At 57.7% G+C, this 19,627-nt stretch carries 16 protein-coding genes; 12 read left to right on the top strand and 4 right to left on the bottom strand.

All coding sequences use genetic code 11. The annotated features are described in order from the left end of the window. The first annotated feature begins 97 nt into the window (after positions 1-97). A complete protein-coding gene (locus tag WNY39_RS13045) occupies positions 98-2,536 on the top strand; it encodes a mechanosensitive ion channel domain-containing protein (protein ID WP_342846058.1) in 2,439 nt (812 codons plus the stop codon). A gap of 77 nt (positions 2,537-2,613) precedes the next feature. Next, positions 2,614-3,384, top strand: a complete 771-nt coding sequence (locus WNY39_RS13050; protein WP_342846060.1) for an MBL fold metallo-hydrolase — start codon at positions 2,614-2,616, stop codon at positions 3,382-3,384. A 93-nt stretch (positions 3,385-3,477) separates the two neighbouring features. Here WNY39_RS13050 and WNY39_RS13055 read toward each other — a convergent pair whose 3' ends face one another. From WNY39_RS13055 to WNY39_RS13070, 4 genes are read right to left on the bottom strand one after another with little or no spacing between them, the layout of a single operon-like run. Further along, positions 3,478-4,632, bottom strand: coding sequence for an ABC transporter permease (locus WNY39_RS13055; protein WP_342846062.1), 1,155 nt, complete (start codon positions 4,630-4,632; stop codon positions 3,478-3,480). Continuing rightward, positions 4,632-5,657 carry an ABC transporter permease gene (locus WNY39_RS13060; RefSeq protein ID WP_342846064.1) on the bottom strand — a complete coding sequence of 342 codons (1,026 nt, stop codon included), beginning with the start codon at positions 5,655-5,657 and terminating at the stop codon, positions 4,632-4,634. The genes WNY39_RS13055 and WNY39_RS13060 overlap by 1 nt, the downstream gene beginning before the upstream one ends. Beyond that, complete coding sequence (locus tag WNY39_RS13065; protein WP_342846066.1) at positions 5,654-7,573, bottom strand: ABC transporter substrate-binding protein; 1,920 nt, start codon at positions 7,571-7,573, stop codon at positions 5,654-5,656. Before WNY39_RS13065 ends, WNY39_RS13060 begins: the two co-directional genes overlap by 4 nt. Further along, positions 7,566-9,335 (bottom strand): ABC transporter ATP-binding protein, encoded by a 1,770-nt coding sequence (locus WNY39_RS13070; protein WP_342846068.1) that lies wholly within the window; start codon positions 9,333-9,335, stop codon positions 7,566-7,568. Before WNY39_RS13070 ends, WNY39_RS13065 begins: the two co-directional genes overlap by 8 nt. Positions 9,336-9,492: 157 nt before the next feature. Here WNY39_RS13070 and WNY39_RS13075 point away from each other — a divergent pair, with 157 nt between their 5' ends. From WNY39_RS13075 to WNY39_RS13120, 10 genes are all read left to right on the top strand, one after another. Next, the gene (locus WNY39_RS13075; protein WP_342846070.1) at positions 9,493-9,981 is read left to right on the top strand and encodes a class I SAM-dependent methyltransferase; all 489 of its coding nucleotides are present in this window, start codon (positions 9,493-9,495) and stop codon (positions 9,979-9,981) included. 174 nt (positions 9,982-10,155) lie between these two features. Then, the gene (locus WNY39_RS13080) at positions 10,156-11,211 is read left to right on the top strand and encodes a C4-dicarboxylate TRAP transporter substrate-binding protein (RefSeq protein ID WP_342846072.1); all 1,056 of its coding nucleotides are present in this window, start codon (positions 10,156-10,158) and stop codon (positions 11,209-11,211) included. A gap of 28 nt (positions 11,212-11,239) precedes the next feature. Further along, entirely contained in the window at positions 11,240-11,773 is a 534-nt protein-coding gene (locus WNY39_RS13085; protein WP_342846074.1) for a TRAP transporter small permease, read from the top strand. Beyond that, complete coding sequence (locus WNY39_RS13090) at positions 11,773-13,113, top strand: TRAP transporter large permease (RefSeq protein ID WP_342846076.1); 1,341 nt, start codon at positions 11,773-11,775, stop codon at positions 13,111-13,113. Before WNY39_RS13085 ends, WNY39_RS13090 begins: the two co-directional genes overlap by 1 nt. Beyond that, entirely contained in the window at positions 13,110-13,886 is a 777-nt protein-coding gene (locus WNY39_RS13095; RefSeq protein ID WP_342846078.1) for a helix-turn-helix domain-containing protein, read from the top strand. The genes WNY39_RS13090 and WNY39_RS13095 overlap by 4 nt, the downstream gene beginning before the upstream one ends. 23 nt (positions 13,887-13,909) lie before the next feature. Continuing rightward, entirely contained in the window at positions 13,910-16,006 is a 2,097-nt protein-coding gene (locus WNY39_RS13100; protein WP_342846080.1) for an FAD-dependent oxidoreductase, read from the top strand. A 48-nt stretch (positions 16,007-16,054) separates the two neighbouring features. Continuing rightward, positions 16,055-17,260 carry an acyl-CoA dehydrogenase family protein gene (locus WNY39_RS13105; RefSeq protein WP_342846081.1) on the top strand — a complete coding sequence of 402 codons (1,206 nt, stop codon included), beginning with the start codon at positions 16,055-16,057 and terminating at the stop codon, positions 17,258-17,260. Beyond that, entirely contained in the window at positions 17,257-18,390 is a 1,134-nt protein-coding gene (locus WNY39_RS13110) for an acyl-CoA dehydrogenase (RefSeq protein ID WP_342846083.1), read from the top strand. The genes WNY39_RS13105 and WNY39_RS13110 overlap by 4 nt, the downstream gene beginning before the upstream one ends. Next, positions 18,371-18,799 carry a PaaI family thioesterase gene (locus WNY39_RS13115; protein ID WP_342846085.1) on the top strand — a complete coding sequence of 143 codons (429 nt, stop codon included), beginning with the start codon at positions 18,371-18,373 and terminating at the stop codon, positions 18,797-18,799. Before WNY39_RS13110 ends, WNY39_RS13115 begins: the two co-directional genes overlap by 20 nt. After that, positions 18,796-19,569, top strand: coding sequence for an enoyl-CoA hydratase family protein (locus tag WNY39_RS13120; RefSeq protein ID WP_342846088.1), 774 nt, complete (start codon positions 18,796-18,798; stop codon positions 19,567-19,569). Before WNY39_RS13115 ends, WNY39_RS13120 begins: the two co-directional genes overlap by 4 nt. Positions 19,570-19,627 lie beyond the last annotated feature (58 nt).

Genomic DNA, 19,627 nt, shown 5'->3' on the forward strand with positions numbered 1-19,627 from the left:
GCGACTAGGACCGGCAGTTAGTTCCATATGGCGCGATTGCAATGGGTGCGGCACTGGCTTAGCGTCTTTTGAGGTATTTTGGCGACAGCGAGGCATTATGCGGCACATTATTTCAGTATTTTTGCTGTCACTGTTTTTGATCCCTTTTGCAGGTCAGGGCGACGCACAAGGGCTGCAAACCCTGTTCCCCACTGCTAAATCCGACACCAGCGACGAAGATGCCCGCGTTCAAGAGATTATGAAACAGGCCGCGGAAAACGGTGTCGGCGTGGTGGTCATCGACAGTAAGGGCAACTTGCTGAACCAGACGGATGCCGCGGCCGCGCCGGCTGATCCGGCGGGGGCCAATGATCCGGGGGCAGAGCCGCAGCATTCCGCGCTCATGGCTCTCCAAGAGCGGACGAACGGCTTTCGCAAGGCCCTGATCCAACGCATCATTCAATTGCCCGATGCGATCAACGAAGTTCTTTATATCCTGCGCGCTGCCAGCCCGGACGGGACGCTTTGGGCCTTTGGCAAGGCGCTGCTGTATTCCTTGATCCTGTTTGCCATCGGCGCGATTGTCGAACTACAGATTTTCGCCAGATATTTTGCACGGCAATTTGTCACCTCGCGCGTTTTGGAAAAACCCGTCGGCTATGGCGAGAAAATGCCATTTCTGGTGTTCCGCTTTTTCATGGGCGTCATGGGCATCTTGGTGTCAATGGCCGTGGCCTATATGTTGGGCGCGATCATTTTTGGCAGCCTTGAAGACACGGCGATGCAGTTCACCGTCACGCTGATTAATATCGGCTATTTCGTGTGCCGTTTCTTTGCGGTGCTGTGGCGGATGATCCTATCCCCCTTCCTGTCGCAATATCGCATCCCTGTGTTCAGCGATAAAGATGCAAGAAGGCTGCACCGCTGGCTGTGGATTTTGGCCAGTCTTGATACATGCGCCATCCTATTCGGCGTCTGGATTGGTGAGTTGGGGCTGAACTACGACGTCTATGCATTCATATCATCGCTGCTGTCTGCGACGATCGTGTTGGCCAATATCCTGATGGTGCTGGTGAACAGGCGCGCGATTTCAAACGCGCTGCGCCACGGCAGACCGGTGGAAGAAGTCAGCGTTGTCGCGCGGATACTGTCGAAGATTTGGGCACCTGTTGTTATCGTCTATGTCCTGTTCGCATGGGTGGAGCTGACCTATGATCTGGTGCTGGCCAACCCCAGTTCCATCCCGCTGATCGCGGGGGCCTACGGGATTTTGGTGTCGATTATTGTGGTCTACGGGGCCATCAACTTTGCCATTGAGCGCGGCTTTGCACGGGCGCGCCACATGCGGCGGCTGAACGAGATCCGCAGCGAACAAGCGGCGGTGCGTGACGCGATGGAGGATGGTGCGGACACCGTAGATGGCACCTCGGCGGCTATGCCAGAGGCAGAACGTCTGTTCGAGGCCGAAGAAGAGGCCCGCGCGATGATGCCCCCGCGCCGGACGCTGAACACCTTTGAGGCGCTTGCCAGACGGGTCGCTGCCATTCTGGCCTTTGTCGCAGGGGCCTATGCGTTCTTTTTCATCTGGGACAATGAAAGCGCGCAGATTGTCGAAAGCCTCGCGGACCGGCTGCTGGATGTCATGGTCATTATCTTTATCGGCTATATCATCTACCATGCTTTCCGGATCTGGATTGACACCAAGATCGAAGCCGAAGCTGGCGACCAACCCGCCGCAGAGCTGGGCGACGAGGGGAGCGGCGCCTCCTCGGCCAGCCGCCTTGCGACGTTGCTGCCCTTGTTTCGGAACTTCATCCTGATTGTCGTCGTCGTCACCATCGTGCTGATTGTGCTGATGGAATTCGGCATCAACGTCGGGCCCTTGTTTGCCGGTGCCGGTATTGTGGGCGTTGCGGTTGGGTTCGGGTCTCAGGCGCTGGTGCGCGACATCTTTGCGGGGGCATTTTTCCTATTTGATGATGCGTTTCGTAAGGGGGAATATCTGGACGTTGGCGGGGTCAAAGGTACCGTTGAAAAAATTTCGGTCCGGTCCTTTCAACTGCGCCACCATCTGGGGCCACTGCATACTATTCCGTTCGGCGAGTTGCAGGTTATGACCAACTATTCCCGCGACTGGGTGATTATGAAACTGCCCTTGCGCGTGACTTATGACACCGATGTGGAAAAGGTGCGCAAGCTGATCAAAAAGCTGGGCGTTGAGTTGTTGGAAGACCCGGTGATTGGCGAAAACTTTATCCAACCGCTGAAGTCACAAGGCGTGATTGAAATGCAGGATTCCGCGATGATCATCCGGGTCAAGTTTATGACCAAACCCGGGGATCAATGGCTGATCCGCAAACGGGTCTACGAGGAAATTCGATCCCTGTTTGAACGCGAAGGCATACGCTTTGCCCACCGCGAGGTCACGGTGCGTTTGGCCGATGGGAAGGTGGATGATCTAAGTGATCAGGAACGCAAAGCCGTCACCGCTGCCGCGCAAGCATCCATCGAGGAAGACCAGTTAGACGCGCCTGAAACAAACGGCGACGACCGCTAACGGCGGTGTGATCGAGTTCGAAATTGAAATGGATGCGGCGCGGGCTATCTGAGGTTGTAGTTTAACAGGAGGTTCCAATGACACAGTCCAGACGTACATTTCTAACCACTTCTGCCGCCACCCTAGGTGTGATTACCATGCTGCCCTATGCCGCGCAGGCCGCCGCCCATGGCGGCAACACCTTTCCTGCTCAGGGCGGTGACATCACAGTGCACCCCGTCGATCATGCGTCCTTTGTGATGGAGACGCCGATTGGCGTGATTTACAGTGATCCGGTGGGCGATGCCGCAAACTATGCCGATTTCGCGACCCCAGATCTGGTTTTGATCACCCATGAACATGGTGACCATTACAATGCAGATACGCTGGCCGCTGTGGTTGGCGAAAACACACAGATCATCACCAACCCCGCCGTTTACGAGATGTTGCCCGAGGCGCTGAAGGCCAAGGCAAGCATGGTCGCCAATGGCGAAACTGCAATGTTCAAAGACCTGAGCATCGAAGCGATCCCCGCCTATAACACGACGCCAGAGCGCGCGAAGTTCCATCCGATGGGGCGCGATAACGGCTATGTCCTGAACCTGCCCGGTTTCCGGGTCTATATCTCGGGCGATACCGAAGGCACGCCAGAGATGCGCGCGTTGGAAAATATCGATCTGGCGTTCGTGTGCATGAACTTGCCCTTCACCATGGACGCGGAAGCCGCTGCCGCAGCGGTGTCCGCGTTCAAGCCGTCATTTGTGTACCCCTACCATTTCCGTGGGCGTGACGGTGGCACGCAGGACCCGGCAGAGTTTGCCAAGATGGTCGCGGCGGGTACCGAAGTGAAAATTGCGGGCTGGTACTGAGTTCTGGTTTCCGGTTGCCTTTGGCAACCGGACCGACGCGGGGGGGCCAGCCCCCCGCACCCCCCGGGATATTTATGAGCCAGAGAAGCTGATTTAGGTTTTGTAAGGGTCCAGGCAGGCACGCAGGCCGTCGCCTAGGAAGTTGAAGGCCAAGACGACTACGATGATCGGCAGCATCGGAATGGCTGTCCACCAGTAGATTTCGATGCTGGCCAGGTTTTGCGCATCGTTCAGCATGACCCCCCAGCTGACGGCGGGCGCGCGCAGGCCAAGGCCAAGGAAGCTGAGTGCCGTTTCGCCAAGGATCATCGCCGGAATGGACAGGGTGGCGCTGGCGATCAGGTGGGACATGAAGTTGGGCAATAGATGTCTGCAAATAACCCGCGTGGGTTTGGCCCCCATCATTTCGGCGGCTTTTACATATTCTTCTTCGCGCAGGCTTAGGAATTTGGACCGGACCGCACGAGCAAGGCCGGGCCAATCCAGAATGCCCAAGATAATCGATATGACGAAGAAGACTGAAACCGGGCCCCAGTTCGACGGCACGGCCGCGGAGAGCGCCAGCCAGAGGGGGAGTTCAGGTAGTGAGCGCAGCACCTCGATCATGCGGTTCACGATCCAGTCGGTTTTGCCACCGAAATAGCCAGCCAGCGACCCAAAGAAGATGCCCAATGCGAAGGAAACCGTGATCCCGATCAGACCAACGGTGAGAGACAGTTGCGCGCCGAACAAAATCCGGCTGAACACATCGCGGCCCAATCGATCAGACCCCCACAGGAACACGGTCGCCCCTTCAGGTGCGCAGAACAGGTGGGTGTCAGAGGGGATCAGGGCGAAGATATGATAGGTTTCGCCTTTGCAGAAGAATTCAAGCGGGCGCGGTTTGGTTTCATCCGTCTCGTAGACCCAGCGGAAGTTCACCAGATCCGCGGTGCCGGTTGTTTCATAGACATAGGGGCCGATGAAATTGCCCTCGTGCCACAGGTTAATGCTTTGCGGGGGGGAATAGAGATGTTCGGCGTTGCGTTCGTTGGGCGTGTAGGGCGCGATGAAACCGGCAATCGGCAAGATCAGATAGCAAAAGGCGAGAAACAGCCCGGAGGCCAGCGCCAGTTTGTGGCGGCGGAATTTGCGCCACATCAGCCGCGCGACTGAGGCATCCATATCGGAGCGTTCGGGCGCGGAGAGGTCGACCACGTCCGTCCACGGTGTGGTGTCAACAAAGCGGTTGTCGGGTTGAATGGCCATTATCCACGCGCCCCATAGCGAATGCGTGGGTCCAGCAGGACCAGCAACATGTCTGAGATCATCGTGCCCATCAGCGTGAGCAGTGCCACGAACATCAAGATAAAGGCAGCGAGGAACTGATCTTGGGATTTGAGGGCGATCAGCAGCGCTGGGCCGATGGTTTGCAAGCCTAAGACAACAGACACCAGAACCGAGCCTGAAATCATCGCGGGCAGCAGGTTGCCGATGTCTGCCACGAACGGGTTGAAGGCCATGCGCAGCGGGTATTTCGCCAACAGCCGAGCCGGGCCTAGCCCTTTGGCCTTGGCCGTATCGACATAGGGTTTGTCCAGCTCGTCCAGCATGTTCGCGCGCAGCCGCTGCATCATCGCGGCAGCCCCTGCGGTGCCAATCACAAAGGTCGGGACAATCAGATGCAGCAGGATGGATTGCACCTTGGCCCAAGACATCTGTTGGCCCTCAAGCTCGGGTGCCATGAGGCCGCCGATGGGCAGGTCGAAATAGCGATGCCCGTAGTAGAACAGGATCAGCGCCAGCAGAAAGTTGGGCGTGGCAAGGCCAAGATAGCCGATAAATCCTGCGGTATAGTCGACCCATGTTTCAGACTTGGCCGCCGCCAAAACGCCCAAGGGCAGGGCGATGAGGTACACAAACAAGACCGCAGAAAGATTGACTAACACCGTCATCCACAGCGCGTCGCCCACGATTTCACCAACGGGGCGGTCAAATTCGAACGACCAGCCAAAGTTGCCCTGCAGCAACCCTGCATAGCCTTGCGGGCCCGGGGCGGCACCGGCCCAGATCAGGTATTGCTTCCAGATCGGTTGATCCAACGAATATTCGTGGCGTAGAAATTCGGCCTTTGCCACACCTGAGGCCTGACCCGTTGCGCGCAATTCGGCGATCTGGTTTGATAGATAATCGCCCGGCGGCAGGTTGATGATGACAAAGACCAAAACCGACACGACCGCGAGGGTCAGGAGCATGGTGATAAAACGCCAGACTGCGTATCTGAGAAAGATCATTTGCTCACCTGTACGAGAGGGTCTTTGAAATAGAATTCGTCAATGCGGTGGATGCCGAAATGCGCGCCGGGGTCATAGGCCCAAACGCCTTCCTGCGGCACGTTCATGAGACGGTTGGATACGACAACGGGCTGGGGGGCCTTGGAAAGTATCCCGATGCCAAATTGCTGTTCGGCATGGATCGCAAGCATGCGTTTCCAAATCTCGGTACGCTCTCGGGTTTCCTCAGCGCGGGTCCAAGCGTTTGCCAAATCCATAAGCTCTTGGGCCGGTTGCAGATCGGGGGCTTCGCCGAATTGGCCCATTGTTTGATAATACTGCCCCCATTTGGGCCAGGCAAAAAATTCCTGAGTGGTCGGGGCGAGGTATTTGGGCGATGTTGCCGGGCCGGGGATGCCATTATCCCAACCGAACCAGACGGCGGCCATTGTCGTGCCTGCGTAGATGCGATTGCGCAGGATATCGCGGTCGAGCGGGCGCATGATCAGACGGATACCAAGGTCACGCCATGTATCGGTGATGATGGCCAGCGCGTTTTCTTCCTCGCTCCGTTCACCGGCGGTTTCCACGACGAATTCCATCGGCCGCCCATCGGGTAGTTTGCGCAAACCAGATGGCATGCGTTCGGTCAGGCCCATGTCATCCAGCAGCGCGTTTGCAGCGTCGATGTCGAACGCCGCCCATGCATGTAAATCGGCCTCGTTAAACAGCGGGCTTTGCGGCAGCGCTGTCATCCCGCCCTCTTGGGCGAGGCCAAAATAGAGAGCACGGTTGATCATCCGGCGGTCGATGCCAAGGCTAAGCGCGCGGCGAAACCGCACGTCGCGCATCACCTCGCGCCACACCGGGTCGGCGAAATTCAGGTTGGGGTAAATGGCGATCTGGCTGGCGGCACCATTGGCCCATAAAAGGACTTTGTATTTGCCGCCGTCAACCTCGCCCTTTTTCAAAATCGAAATGTCAGGAAAATCCAACCCGCGCGCCTGAAGATCGACTTCGCCCGCATTGGATTTGGCCGCGATCAGGCCGCCGCCAACAATATCCATATTCACCACATCGATATAGGGCAGCTGGACACCACGGCTGTCGATACGATGGTAATACGGGTTTTTGACAAACAACTGACGCGACCCGTCACTGTTGCTGGTGTTAATCCAAGGCTGCAATGTCGGCTGTTGCGGGTTGTCGAATTTGTACATGTTATCGCGCTTGTTGTGCAGCGCGGCCCAGCTTTTCACGCGGGCGTTTGTGACCTCTTGGAACAGGCTGTCGGGGTCGGCGAAATCGAGGTGAAACTGTTTGAGATAATGGGCGGGGCGATAGATGAAGGGCGGGCTTGCTTGCGCAAGAAGCGGCAGGAAATCGGGGTTAGGGTCGTCCCATTCAAAGACAACGGTCAGCGGATCAGGGAATGTGACACGGCCCAGCTTTTCCTCGACGAACATGAAATCGGGCGGACCACTGGGGGTGATTTCGGCGTTGTTAACGACCTTTTCCCACCAGTATTTGAAATCATCTGACGTAAAGGGGGCACCGTCCGACCAGCGATGCCCGTCGCGCAGGTGCAGCGTATATTTGCGACCCTCTTCAACATCGACAGCTTTCAGAATGTCGGGGGCCAGCGAATAGTCGGGCTGATAGCCCACCAGCCGGGCATAGCCATAGACAACCATCTGCCTTATGTCTTTGGAGCGCGACACCAGGGTGCGCAAGGTGCCGCCCTGGGTACCGAAACTACGCCCCTTTGCCGCCAGGTCGACGATCAGCGGTTCGCGGGGCAGGCGGGCCTCAATCGGGGGCATGTTGCCGCTGTCGACCTCTTGCGCCCAGAAGGAGCTTTCTTGCAGCGGCGGCAACGTGGGTTGCGCCCAAAGCGGCGAGGTGAGAAGCGAAAGGGCAAGGGCAAGCTTACGCATGGCATCTGACTTTGTGACCGGGTTCCAGTTCGCGCAGCGCAGGTGCTTGCATCCCTTCAAAGCGGTATGCCTCGGGCCACAGCCGTGGGGAACCGGCCCCTTTGGCCACCAGATCAAGGTCGATCGGGCGGCTGATGTCAGGCTCTGGCTGGGCGGCGATCAACGCTTTGGTATAGGGATGCTGCGGGTTGTAGAACAACGTATCGGGGGCGGCCTGTTCAACGATGACGCCCGCGCGCATCACCGCGACCTCGTCCGCGATCCGGGCCACAACGGCCAGATCATGGCTGATGAACAGATAGCTTAGATTGGCACGTTCGCGGATGTCTTCGAGCAGCGACAGAATTTGATCTTGGACAGACACATCCAGCGCCGATGTCGGTTCGTCACAGATCAGCAATTTCGGGTCCAAGGTCAGTGCGCGCGCGATCGATAGCCGTTGACGTTGCCCGCCTGAAAAAGCGTGGGGAAAACGGTGCATCATGCTGGCGTCGAGGCCGACCCAGCTTAACATCTCGGCCGCTTTTTCGCGGCGGTCGGATGCCGACCCGATGCCGTGAATTTCCATCGGTTCGGTCAATGCCTGTTGGATGCGCATACGCGGGCTAAGGGATGAATACGGGTCCTGAAACACCATCTGTGCTTGGCGCTGAAACGCCGTGCGCTCGGCGCTGTTCATGGTGTGAACCGGTATGGCATCTGCGTTTTTGTCTGGCCTGAACAATACCTCGCCACCCAAGTCGGGCGTCTCGGCACCCATGGCGATCCGTGCGCAGGTGGTTTTGCCGGATCCGCTTTCACCGACAATGGCTAGTGTTTTGCCCCGCTCTACTTGCAGATCAACGTTCTGACAGGCGGGAATGCTGATCGGCTTGCGCCACGCCCCGGCCCGCATTGTATAGGTTTTCGACACGTCGCGCAGATCAAGGATCACATCATCATGCTTGGGTGCACGGGCGGGTGTCGCGACCTGCGGGATCATCGGGGCGGCTGCAAACAGCTTGGCCGTATAGGGATGCGCCGGTGCGCCAAGCACGTCAGTCGCGGTGCCGCTTTCCATGACACGGCCCTTGTTCATGACGACGACCTGCTGCGCCATATTGGCGACCACGCCCAGATCATGGGTAACAAGGATCACGCCCATGCCCGTTTCTTTTTGCAAGCTGCGGATCAGGCCCAAAACCTGCGCCTGTGTGGTGACATCAAGCGCGGTTGTCGGCTCGTCCGCGATCAGCAATTCGGGCTTGGCAACCATCGCCATGGCGATCATCGCACGTTGGCGCATGCCGCCTGACATCTCGAACGGATAGCTGCACCACGCCCGCTCAGGGTCCGCAAACCCGACCTGTTCAAATTGTTCCAGCACGCGGCGCTTGGCCTCGCCGCGGCCCATGTTGCGGTGCAGCCACAACACTTCGGCCACTTGATTGCCCAAACGGTGCAGCGGCGATAGTGCGCGCATCGGTTCTTGGAAAATCATCGAAATGCAGTCGCCGCGAATGTCGCGCATTGTCTTTTCCGGCAAAGACATCAGATCGGCAGACCGGCCTTCACCGTAAAAGTTGATGGACCCGCTGCGCAATTGCGCAGCATCGGGCAGAATGCGCAGCACTGATCGACAGGTCAGCGTCTTGCCGGACCCGCTTTCACCGACCAAGGCCAGTGTTTCGCCTGCGTTCACGCGAAAGTTGACGCCATCCACAACCGAAGGGGCGTCGCCGAACCCGATTGCCAGGTCATTCACTTCCAACAGGACAGTCATTTGGATCCAAAAGCGTTAAAACATGTTGTTACACTTTTGAGTGAAGCCGATAAACTGTTCTGCGTCTAGGGGCCTTGGTCTTTAACCTTGGGGCACTACCTATGAATGACCCGAGCAGTGAATGCCCTAGTGGCAAATAAGAAAGAGAGCCTAAAAAATGAGTCGTCTGGATCTATTTATCGACCGCATGGTGTCACAGCGCGCCTGCCTTGATCACGCCGCTAAAATCACTGCAGGTCAACCCGGCCCGGTATTCGAGCTGGGCTTGGGAAATGGCCGCACTTTCCACCACATGCGAGAGATCATGCCAGAGCGTGATATTTATGTTTTCGAGCGGGAAATCGCGTCGAACCCCGACAGCACCCCGGCAGAAGATCGGGTGTTACTGGGGGATGTGTATGAAACACTTCCCAAGGCGTTGAAACGGTTCGGCGCAACAGCGCGGCTTATTCATGCGGATTTGGGCGGTCATAATCTGGCGAAAAACGATGCCTTTGCCCGGGCTATATCGCCGTATATCGAACCGCTTTTGGATCGCGGTGGTATCATGGTGTCAAGCGACCGGATGTATTTCGACCACCTGCAAGAGATTCCCTTGCCCCCAGGTGCGGTCGAGGGGCGTTGCTTCCTTTATCAGCGCGGCTGATATCGCGCCGACCGTCTAAAAAGTTGAAAAACTAGCAGATATTCGCGTCCCACACGTAAAATCCGTGTGGGCGCAATATCCGCTTGCGCGTTTCCATCTCCGGTTCTAGGTTCCGCCGTGACATAGTGAAACCAAGTTTTACATAGTAAAACAAATTTCTTGGGAGGGAAATTCATGTCTTTTATCAAAAACCTATCTTTCGCCGCTGCCATGGGCTTTGCTGCATCGGTTGCGGGTGCTGAAACCGTGTTGATCCACGGCGAAGCGGGCCCAAACCGCGGCGCGCGCGCCAATGCATTGCAGTGGTTCGCCGACCAAGTGGCCGAGCGTTCGTCCGGCGATTTGCGCATGGACATCCAATGGGGTGGCGCGTTGTTCAAAGCGAACGCAGCTGTGCAATCCATCGCGGATGGCGTTGCTGACACCGGTTCCGTGATCGCGGTCTATTATCCGCAAGAGATGGCGGCCTATGGCATCGCCGATCTGCCCGTCAACAACCCTGACGCTTGGGTTGGCATGCGCGCCACGGACGAACTGATGCGCACCAACGAAGCTGTTGCTGAAAACCTTGCCGACAAGAACCTTGTCTATATCGGCACATGGACCACCAGCCAGGTAAACATCGGCTGCAAAGGCGACGCGATCCGTTCGGTTGCAGACATCGAAGGCAAGAAAGTTCGCGGTGTGGGCGCATACGGCAAAGTGTTCGGCGAAGCAGGCGCGAACATGGTTAATATGTCGATCTATGACGCGTACCAAGGTCTGGACACCGGCCTGATCGATTGTAGCCAAGGCTACTCCTATGCTGTTGCCGCGCTGAAGCAGGCAGAAGTTATGGACAACTACACCATGCTGAACTGGGGCCAAGTTGGCGGCGTCGGCATCTTTATGAACAAAGACATGTACGATTCCCTGACAGCCGAGCAGCAAGAGGTTCTGACCACAACTGGAGCAGATATGGCTGACGAATTTGGCCGTATGATCACCATCGCCAACGACAAAGCCATTGCATCTATGAAAGAACAAGGCGTCGAAATCATCGAGCTGCCCGCAGAAGAACGCGCAAAGCTGGTTGAGGGCGGTCAAAAGTTCCTGGCTGCTTGGGTCGAAACAGCTGCAGCATCAGGCCTTCCGGGTGATAAGATGCTGGAAGACTACACCGCATTGATCGCCAAATACACGCAAGAGCGTGATACAAACGGCTATCCTTGGGCACAGTCCGGTAACTAAGCACATATCTTGAGGGAGGGACGGGACCATGTTGGTACCACTAGAGAAAATCCTGCTGGGGTTGGGCGCGATTGCGGTCATCCTGTTGGGGGTCTTGATTACAACCAATGTGGTCGCGCGTGCTGTCTTTTCCTCAAGCGTGCCTGACAGCGTCACCATGGTGCGGGAATTGATGGTTGCGGCCATCCTTCTGCCCCTTGGTGCCGCGACGGCCAACCGCGCACATATCAGTGTCGCGTTTATTTCTGATCAGTTTGGGCCACGGTTGCGGTCCTGGCTGATTGTCATGGGGTCGGTGATGGGGCTGATTGCCCTGGCCGCATTGCTTTATGCTGGTACCCGCGAATTCCTAAGCGTTTGGGAAAAAGGCAGCTTTTTCTATGGTGACCTGAACCTGCCGAAATGGCCCGGACGTCTGTTGTTTATCATCGGCATTGGGGCCTGTTGGTTACGTCTGGCCGAACTGGCTATTCGTGACACCCGCACGCTTTTGTCGGGCGGTATCGTATCGGACGAACAAAACCACACAATTGATGCCCTTGCCGAACAGGAGACGCTGTAATGGATGCTGCAACCATTGGTCTGATTGCGTTTGGCGCGGTCCTTTTCTTGCTGGCCATGCGCGTGCCTATCGCCTTTTCCTTGGCGTCGGTCGCGACAGTCGGCACCTTCTTTATCTTTGCGTTTCGCACGGGCACCTTCATGCCGGAACGTGCCATTCGCGCCACCACATCCATGGTGTTCTCAAACTCATTCGACCTGATCCATTCCTATGATCTGTCGATGATCCCGCTTTTCGTGGCACTGGGGCATATTGCCTATCGCGCCGACATCACGACCAAGATTTACCACGCGGCCAAGGTCTGGCTGACCCGTCTTCCCGGTGGGGTCGCCATGGCATCCGTCATGGGCTGTGGCGGTTTTTCTGCGATTACGGGCAGTTCGATTGCTTGCGCGTCGACGATGGGCCGTATCTGCACACCCGAGATGCTGCGCATGGGCTATGACCCGCGCCTTGCGACCGCATCGGTGGCGGCAGGCGGCACATTGGGATCGCTGATCCCACCCTCCGTTTTGTTCATTATCTACGGTATCTTCACCGAAACCTCGATCTCGTCGCTGTTTCTTGCGGGCGTTCTGCCGGGCTTGTTGACGCTGGCTGGCTTCATCCTCGTCATCGCGGTTTGGGTTTGGTATTCCCCCGAAATCGCACCGCCAACCGATGTGCGCTATTCCTCAAAGGAACGCTTTCAAGCGGCCATTGAGAGCTGGCCTGCGGTCATGCTGTTCGTTTTGATCATCGGCGGCATCTATGGTGGCATCTTTACTGCTACCGAAGCGGCAGCTGTCTGCGTCGTCGCTGCCACCCTGATCGGTTTTGCCCAACGTAAACTGAACCTGCGCGGCTTGTGGGAAGCAGTCAAAGAAACCTGCATTCAGACGTCAGCCATCTTTTTCATTGCAGCGGGTGCCAAGATTTTCGTGGCCTTCATCGCGCTGACCAACGTCGCCCCCATGATCGTGAACGTGGTGTCTGACGCCCAGCTGTCTGTGGTGGTTTTGATGCTGGCGATTGCGGTGATCTATCTGGTGTTGGGCATGTTCCTTGATCCGATTGGCATCATGGTTTTGACCCTGCCGCTGATGATCCCGCTGGTCGAAAGCTATGACCTGAACCTGATCTGGTTCGGTGTTGTGGTGATCAAGCTGCTTGAGATCGGGTTGATTACCCCGCCCGTTGGTCTGAACGTATTCGTGATCGCCAACGTGGTCGGCAAAGACGCCCCGATTGACAAGATCTTTGCCGGTATCACGCGCTTCCTAAGCGTCGACTTTATCGTGCTGATCCTGATCATGTCCTTCCCGATGATCTCGTTGCTGATCCCCTTGGGCGCGCGATGACGTCTGAAGGGACAGATCGCAAGTTTGCGAACACGCTTGCCCGTGGCTTGGCCATTTTACGGGCCTTTCGGGCAAGCGACAGTGGGCTGACACACGCGCAGATATCTGACCGGACGGGCCTGCCAAAACCCACCGTGTCGCGGCTGACCTATACCTTGTGCGAATTAGGGTATCTTAGCCACGGCGGGCGCAATGACAGGTTCCGTTTGGGGCCATCGGCCATTGCGCTTGGGTCTGTTGCATCGGTCGCGGTCAACTTTCTGGATCTGGCGTCTGACGCGATGCAGAAACTGGCCGATGACACGGGCACGCTGGCACTGGTCGCGGTGCGCGACGATTCTAAAATGTTGCTCGTGCGCACGTGGCGTCCGCGCAATGCATCCACCATCTGGCTTGAGCCGGGGCACCGGATTCCGGTGTTTGGGTCGTCCTCTGGCATGGCCGTCGTGGCGTCACTTGGCCAAGAACGCTTTGCGCAGTTGACGCCTGAAAAGTATATGCGACAGTTCCGCTCGGAGGGATATTCACAATTGGTCGAGCATGGTTTCACATACGCACTCAAGGGTACGCGTTATGCCAGCACCATAAATGCCGTAAGCGTTCCCTATTTCGCCGAGGAATTTGGCGAACCGGTGGCGTTTACCTGCGGGGCAATGCCCAGCGATTTATCCGACGATCGGATCCGAGACGAAGTCGGCCCCGCGCTGCGCGATCTGGTGCGCGCACTTGAACAACGCACAGGCCGCACCCCGGCGCTGAGCCGCCGCGACTAAAAGAACAGACAGGAATTTGACAGATGAGCGATAAGATCAAATACACACGCAAAGGCGATGTTGCCGTGCTGCGTATTAAGAACCCACCGGTAAACGCCTTGTCCCACGCGGTGCGCGAAGGTCTGGTTGCGGGCATGGCCCAAGCCGAGGCTGACACCGGTGTCAAAGCTGTCCTGATCGTTGGCGAAGGCCGCGCCTTTATCGCCGGCGCTGACATCACCGAGTTTGGCAAGACCCCGCTGGAGCCCTATCTGCCCGACGTGTGCAAACGGATCGAAGCATCGCCGCTGGTCGTGGTCGCGTCGATGCATGGTGTGTCCTTGGGCGGCGGTCTCGAGATTGCGTTGTCCGCGCATTACCGCATTGCGCAGCCCTCTGCGCGCGTTGGCCTGCCCGAAGTGCATTTGGGTCTGATCCCCGGTGCCGGTGCCACCCAACGTTTGCCGCGCTTGGTTGGTGTGGATGCATCGCTTGATCTGATCACCACAGGCCGTCAGGTCAAAGCGGACGAAGCGTTGAAGCTGGGCATCATCGACAAGGTTGCCGAGGGCGACCCCGAAGAGGTTGGTTTGGCCTATGCCGAAAGCTTGATCGCCGACGCGGCCCCGCGCCGTGCGGTCAGCGAAATGCCTGCGCCCGAACCGATTGATTGGGATGCGGCCTATGACGGGACGCTGAAAAAGGGCCGTGGCCAGATTTCGCCTGCCCAAGCGGTACGCGCCGTTCAAGCCGCATCGGAACTGCCCTTTGATCAGGGCATGCTGGCCGAGCGCAAGATGTTCATGGACCTGATGGAAACCGATCAGCGCCAAGGTATGATCCACGCATTCTTTTCCGAACGTGCCGTCAGTAACCTGCCCGAGTTGAAAGGCGTTGAGCCACGCGCGCTGCAATCCATCGGGATCATCGGCGGTGGTACCATGGGGGCTGGCATTGCCACAGCCGCCTTGCTGGCCGGTTTCAACGTCGTCCTGATCGAGATGACGCCCGAAGCTGCCGAAGCTGCACGTGGTCGCATCGCAGGCAACCTGTCGGGAGCCCTCAAGCGCGGCAAGATCACCCAGATGAAATACGACGCGATGACCACCATCGCCCTTGAGGTGTCGATTAACTATGACAGCCTGTCGTCTGTTGATCTGGTGATCGAGGCCGTTTTCGAAAACATGGACGTTAAGAAAGAAGTGTTCGGCAAGCTGGACGCCGTGTGCAAACCCGGTGCGATTTTGGCGTCGAACACATCCTATCTGGACATCGACGAAATCGCCGCCAGCACGTCGCGCCCGGCCGACGTGATCGGGCTGCACTTCTTTTCACCCGCGCATATCATGAAACTGCTCGAAGTCGTGGTGGCAGACAAGACCGCGCCCGATGTGGTCGCTACGGGCTTTGCCCTTGGCAAGGCGCTGAACAAAATATCCGTGCGTGCGGGTGTCTGCGATGGCTTTATCGGCAACCGCATTCTGGCGACCTATCGCACCGCCGCCGATCACATGGTGCTGGACGGCGCATCGCCTTATCAGATCGACAAAGCTTTGGTTGATTTCGGCTTTGCCATGGGGCCGTTCGCCGTGGGCGATCTGGCGGGTCTTGATATCGGCTGGGCCACACGCAAACGCAAGGCGGCAACCCGTCACCCGGCTGAACGCGTGCCGACATACCCTGACAAAATCTGTGAAGCGGGTAATTTTGGCCAAAAGACCGGCAAAGGGTTCTATATCTACGAAAAGGGCACCCGCGGCTCTGTGCCCAACCCAGAAGTGCCCGAACTGATCGCGGCGGAACGTGCAGAGTTGGGGATCACACCGCGTGATTTTACCGACGCTGAAATCACGCGCCGCTATATGGCCGCGATGGTGAACGAGGCCGCCAGATTGCTGGGTGAGGGCATCGCGAAACGCCCGCTTGATATCGATATGGTGCTGCTGTTTGGCTATGGTTTCCCGCGCTATTGGGGTGGCCCGATGAAATGGGCGGACCTGCAAGGGCTACCGGCGGTGCTGGCCGACATCGAAAACTATGCCAAGGAAGACGCATGGTTCTGGCAGCCCGCGCCGCTGCTGAAACAGCTGGTGGCCGAGGGCCGCAACTTTGATGATTTAAACAAAGACGCCGCAAAATAAATGAACAAGGGCGCAATGCCCGAACGACATAAACCGGAGGAACGATTAATGGATCTGAGCTATAGCGACGAAGAAAAGGCATTCCGCGCCGAAGTGCGCGCCTTTCTAGAAGAGAAGCTTCCCAAGGAAATGAGCGATAAAATTCGCAAAGGGGAAGAACTGGGTAAAGAGGGTCAGGAAGAATGGCATGCCATCCTGAACAAGCAGGGCTGGTTGGCCCCGAACTGGCCCAAGAAATTTGGCGGTGCAGAATGGAACGCCGTTCAGCGCCACATCTTTGAGGAAGAAGCCGCCGCACACTACGCCCCGCGCATTGTGCCGTTTGGCTTGTCCATGCTGGCCCCCGTGCTGCAAAAATTCGGCTCGCAAGAGCAAAACGATTACTGGTTGCCGCGCCTCTTGGCGGGCGAGGATTGGTGGTGCCAAGGGTACTCCGAGCCGGGTGCCGGTTCCGACCTTGCGTCGCTCAAGACCGAAGCCGTGCTGAACGAAGAAGGCACGCATTACATCGTTAACGGTCAGAAAACCTGGACCACGCTTGGCCAGCACGCCAACATGATTTTCTGTCTGGTGCGCACGGACAAGACCGTGAAACAGCAAGAAGGCATTTCCTTCCTGTTGATCGACATGGAAACCCCCGGCGTCGAAGTGCGCCCGATCATCCTATTGGATGGCACCCACGAGGTGAACGAAGTTTGGTTCACGGATGTGAAAGTACCTGTCGAAAACCTGGTCGGCGAAGAAAACAAAGGCTGGACCTATGCCAAGTACCTGCTGACCCACGAACGCACGAACATCGCGGGCGTCGGGTTCTCTCAGGCCGGTCTGACTGCGGTTAAACGCATCGCGCGCGCCGAAATGGCGGGCGGTCGTCCCCTGATTGAAAACCCGCATTTTGCAGCACGCGTTGCACGGGTTGAAATCGACCTGATGGCGATGAGCACGACAAACTTGCGTATTGTCTCCAAGGCGGCAGCGGGTGCGGCACCGGGCGTTGAATCGTCCATGCTCAAGGTTAAAGGCACGATCATCCGTCAGGAAATCAACGATCTGGCCCGCCGCGCTGCGGGTGCCTATGCGATGCCATTCGCATCCGAGGCGATCGAGGGGTCGAACCTTAACCTGCCTGATCCGTTGAATGCTGGCCCCGTGGCCGCGCAATATTTCAACAACCGTAAACTGTCGATCTTTGGCGGCTCGAACGAAATCCAGCGCCAGATCATTGCCAAAACAACGATGGGAGGTGGAGCATGAACTTCGACCTGACAGAAGAACGCCAAATGCTGCAAGACAGCTTGCGCCGTTTCCTGCGTGACAAATACGATACCGCAACACGCAACAAAATCCTTGAAAGCGACACAGGGTTTTCCGCTGATATCTGGAACGGCCTTGCCGAACTGGGCGTCATTGGTGCGCTGTTCACCGAAGATCAGGGCGGCTTTGGCGGCGCTGGTTTCGACATCGCGGTTGTGTTCGAAGAATTGGGCCGCGCAGGCGTGGTTGAACCGTTCTTGGATACGGCCGTTCTGGGGGGTGGTCTGATCGCCGATTTGGGCAATGACGACCAAAAGGCCCATGTCGAGGAAATCATCGGCGGCGCGTTGCAAGTGGCATTCGCCCATGGCGAACCTGCCAGCCGCTATGACACGAACCGCGTCACCACCACGGCCAAGGCCGATGGCGACAACGTCGTGCTGAACGGTCGCAAGGCCGTTGTTGTGAACGCTGAAAACGCCGACATGCTGGTGGTTTCGGCCCGCGAAAGCGGTGACGCTGGCGACGAAGATGGCATTTCGCTGTTCCTCGTTCCGTCTGATGCCAAGGGTGTCACCTTGCAGGGTTACGCCCTGTTGGCCGGTGGCCGCGCTGCGGAAATCACGCTGGATGACGTCAGCGTTCCTGCCTCGGCTCGTTTGGGCGACGCAGGCAAAGCGTTCAAAGCCATCGAAGCGCGCGTTGCGGCAGCAAACGTTGCGATTTGCGCCGAAACGCTGGGTGCTATGGAAACCGCTTGCCGTCTGACGCGCGACTATCTGATGACGCGCAAACAGTTCGGCAAACCAATCGGCACATTCCAAGCGCTTGCGCACCGCATGTCCGATCTGCTGATCGAGATGGAGCAAGCACGGTCTGCCGTGATCGTCGCTGCGGGCCATCTGGAAGCTGGATACAAAAGCCGCGAAAGCCACGTATCTGCTGCCAAAAACCTGCTGGGCCGCGCGGGCCGTCTGGTTGCCGAAGACAGCATCCAGATGCACGGCGGTATTGCCATGACCCAAGAATACGAACTGGCCCATATCGCCAAGCGTATCATCATGTCAGACCACCGCTTTGGCGATACAGACCACCATCTGGAGCGATACATTGCCATTGCAGCAGCCTGACGAAAGCCTGCTGATCCGGGACGAGACCGGCACCCAAACCCTGGTCGGGTATGTCGTTGACATATCCGATCCGGCCCACGGGCGCTGTCACCTTGATCTGGGTCCGCAACATCTTAACCGCCATGGGGTTCTTCATGGCGGTATCGCGGCCACATTGCTGGACAATGCCTGTGGCATGACCGGATCGCTAAGCGTCGATCCAACCGGCAGAAACCCGTTTTTGACGATTTCCCTGACCACGCAATTCTTGGCGGCGGGCAAACCGGGGCGGGTGACTGCGACCGGCTATATCAAGGGCGGCGGGCGCAGCTTGCTGTATATCGATGCCGAGCTGGTCCACGAAGACGGCACCGTGATCGCCACATCGACGGGCGTGTTCAAACGTGTCCCACAGGAGAAACTGACATGAGCGCACGGATTGAAGACAAGGGCGACCGGATCATTGTTTGGAACGGGAACGCCCATAAACGCGGCGCGCTGTCGCCGGAGCTGTATGCCTGCATCACGCAGGCTGTTGAGCTGGCACAGGAGCCGCGCGTACGTGCCGTAATCCTGACATCCGAGGGTGATTTTTTCTGCGCTGGCGGGGATCTGAACGTATTGATCGCGCGGCGCGATCTGGCCGAAGATGAACGTCGCGGCAAGATCGACGAACTGCATGATGTGGTCCGCGCCATTCGTGGCTGTCCTGTGCCTGTGATTGCCGCTGTCGAAGGCGGTGCCGCAGGTGCGGGCCTGTCCTTTGCACTGGCTTGCGATCTGATCGTCGCCGCGAAGGGTGCCAAATTCACTGCGGCCTATGTCAAGGCGGGGCTGGTCCCCGATGGCGGGCTGACGGCGTCGCTTGCGCGCGCGTTACCACGACAGTTGGCGATGGAAATGTGCCTGTTGGCGCTGCCTGTCACCGTTGACCGTATGCATGATCTGGGCGTGGTTAACACGCTGGCTGAACCGGGTGCGGCGATGGACGGGGCAATGGCATATGCCGACCGTCTGGCCCAAGGGCCACGGCAGGCGCAATCGGTGATCCGGGCGTTGGTGGCACAAGGCTATGACGTGACCGAAGCCGCGCAACTGGATGCAGAACGCAATGCGATGGCCCATGCAGCTGGCGCAGACGAAGCCGCCGAAGGCATCGCCGCGTTCTTGGAAAAACGCAAACCAAATTATGGCGGCTGAAAAGCGGCCAATGTGAATATGTGCTTTGAGGTCTGAAAAGGCCAAGGGCGGAAATTAC

Source organism: Sulfitobacter sp. AS59, from assembly GCF_038899995.1.
GTDB lineage: Bacteria > Pseudomonadota > Alphaproteobacteria > Rhodobacterales > Rhodobacteraceae > Sulfitobacter.

Excerpts from the sequence above, each read along its gene's own strand:
- WNY39_RS13045 (WP_342846058.1), top strand. The coding sequence starts at position 98 with ATGCGGCACATTATTTCAGTATTTTTGCTGTCACTGTTTTTGATCCCT.
- WNY39_RS13050 (WP_342846060.1), top strand. The coding sequence starts at position 2,614 with ATGACACAGTCCAGACGTACATTTCTAACCACTTCTGCCGCCACCCTA.
- WNY39_RS13055 (WP_342846062.1), bottom strand. The coding sequence starts at position 4,632 with ATGGCCATTCAACCCGACAACCGCTTTGTTGACACCACACCGTGGACG.
- WNY39_RS13060 (WP_342846064.1), bottom strand. The coding sequence starts at position 5,657 with ATGATCTTTCTCAGATACGCAGTCTGGCGTTTTATCACCATGCTCCTG.
- WNY39_RS13065 (WP_342846066.1), bottom strand. The coding sequence starts at position 7,573 with ATGCGTAAGCTTGCCCTTGCCCTTTCGCTTCTCACCTCGCCGCTTTGG.
- WNY39_RS13070 (WP_342846068.1), bottom strand. The coding sequence starts at position 9,335 with ATGACTGTCCTGTTGGAAGTGAATGACCTGGCAATCGGGTTCGGCGAC.
- WNY39_RS13075 (WP_342846070.1), top strand. The coding sequence starts at position 9,493 with ATGAGTCGTCTGGATCTATTTATCGACCGCATGGTGTCACAGCGCGCC.
- WNY39_RS13080 (WP_342846072.1), top strand. The coding sequence starts at position 10,156 with ATGTCTTTTATCAAAAACCTATCTTTCGCCGCTGCCATGGGCTTTGCT.
- WNY39_RS13085 (WP_342846074.1), top strand. The coding sequence starts at position 11,240 with ATGTTGGTACCACTAGAGAAAATCCTGCTGGGGTTGGGCGCGATTGCG.
- WNY39_RS13090 (WP_342846076.1), top strand. The coding sequence starts at position 11,773 with ATGGATGCTGCAACCATTGGTCTGATTGCGTTTGGCGCGGTCCTTTTC.
- WNY39_RS13095 (WP_342846078.1), top strand. The coding sequence starts at position 13,110 with ATGACGTCTGAAGGGACAGATCGCAAGTTTGCGAACACGCTTGCCCGT.
- WNY39_RS13100 (WP_342846080.1), top strand. The coding sequence starts at position 13,910 with ATGAGCGATAAGATCAAATACACACGCAAAGGCGATGTTGCCGTGCTG.
- WNY39_RS13105 (WP_342846081.1), top strand. The coding sequence starts at position 16,055 with ATGGATCTGAGCTATAGCGACGAAGAAAAGGCATTCCGCGCCGAAGTG.
- WNY39_RS13110 (WP_342846083.1), top strand. The coding sequence starts at position 17,257 with ATGAACTTCGACCTGACAGAAGAACGCCAAATGCTGCAAGACAGCTTG.
- WNY39_RS13120 (WP_342846088.1), top strand. The coding sequence starts at position 18,796 with ATGAGCGCACGGATTGAAGACAAGGGCGACCGGATCATTGTTTGGAAC.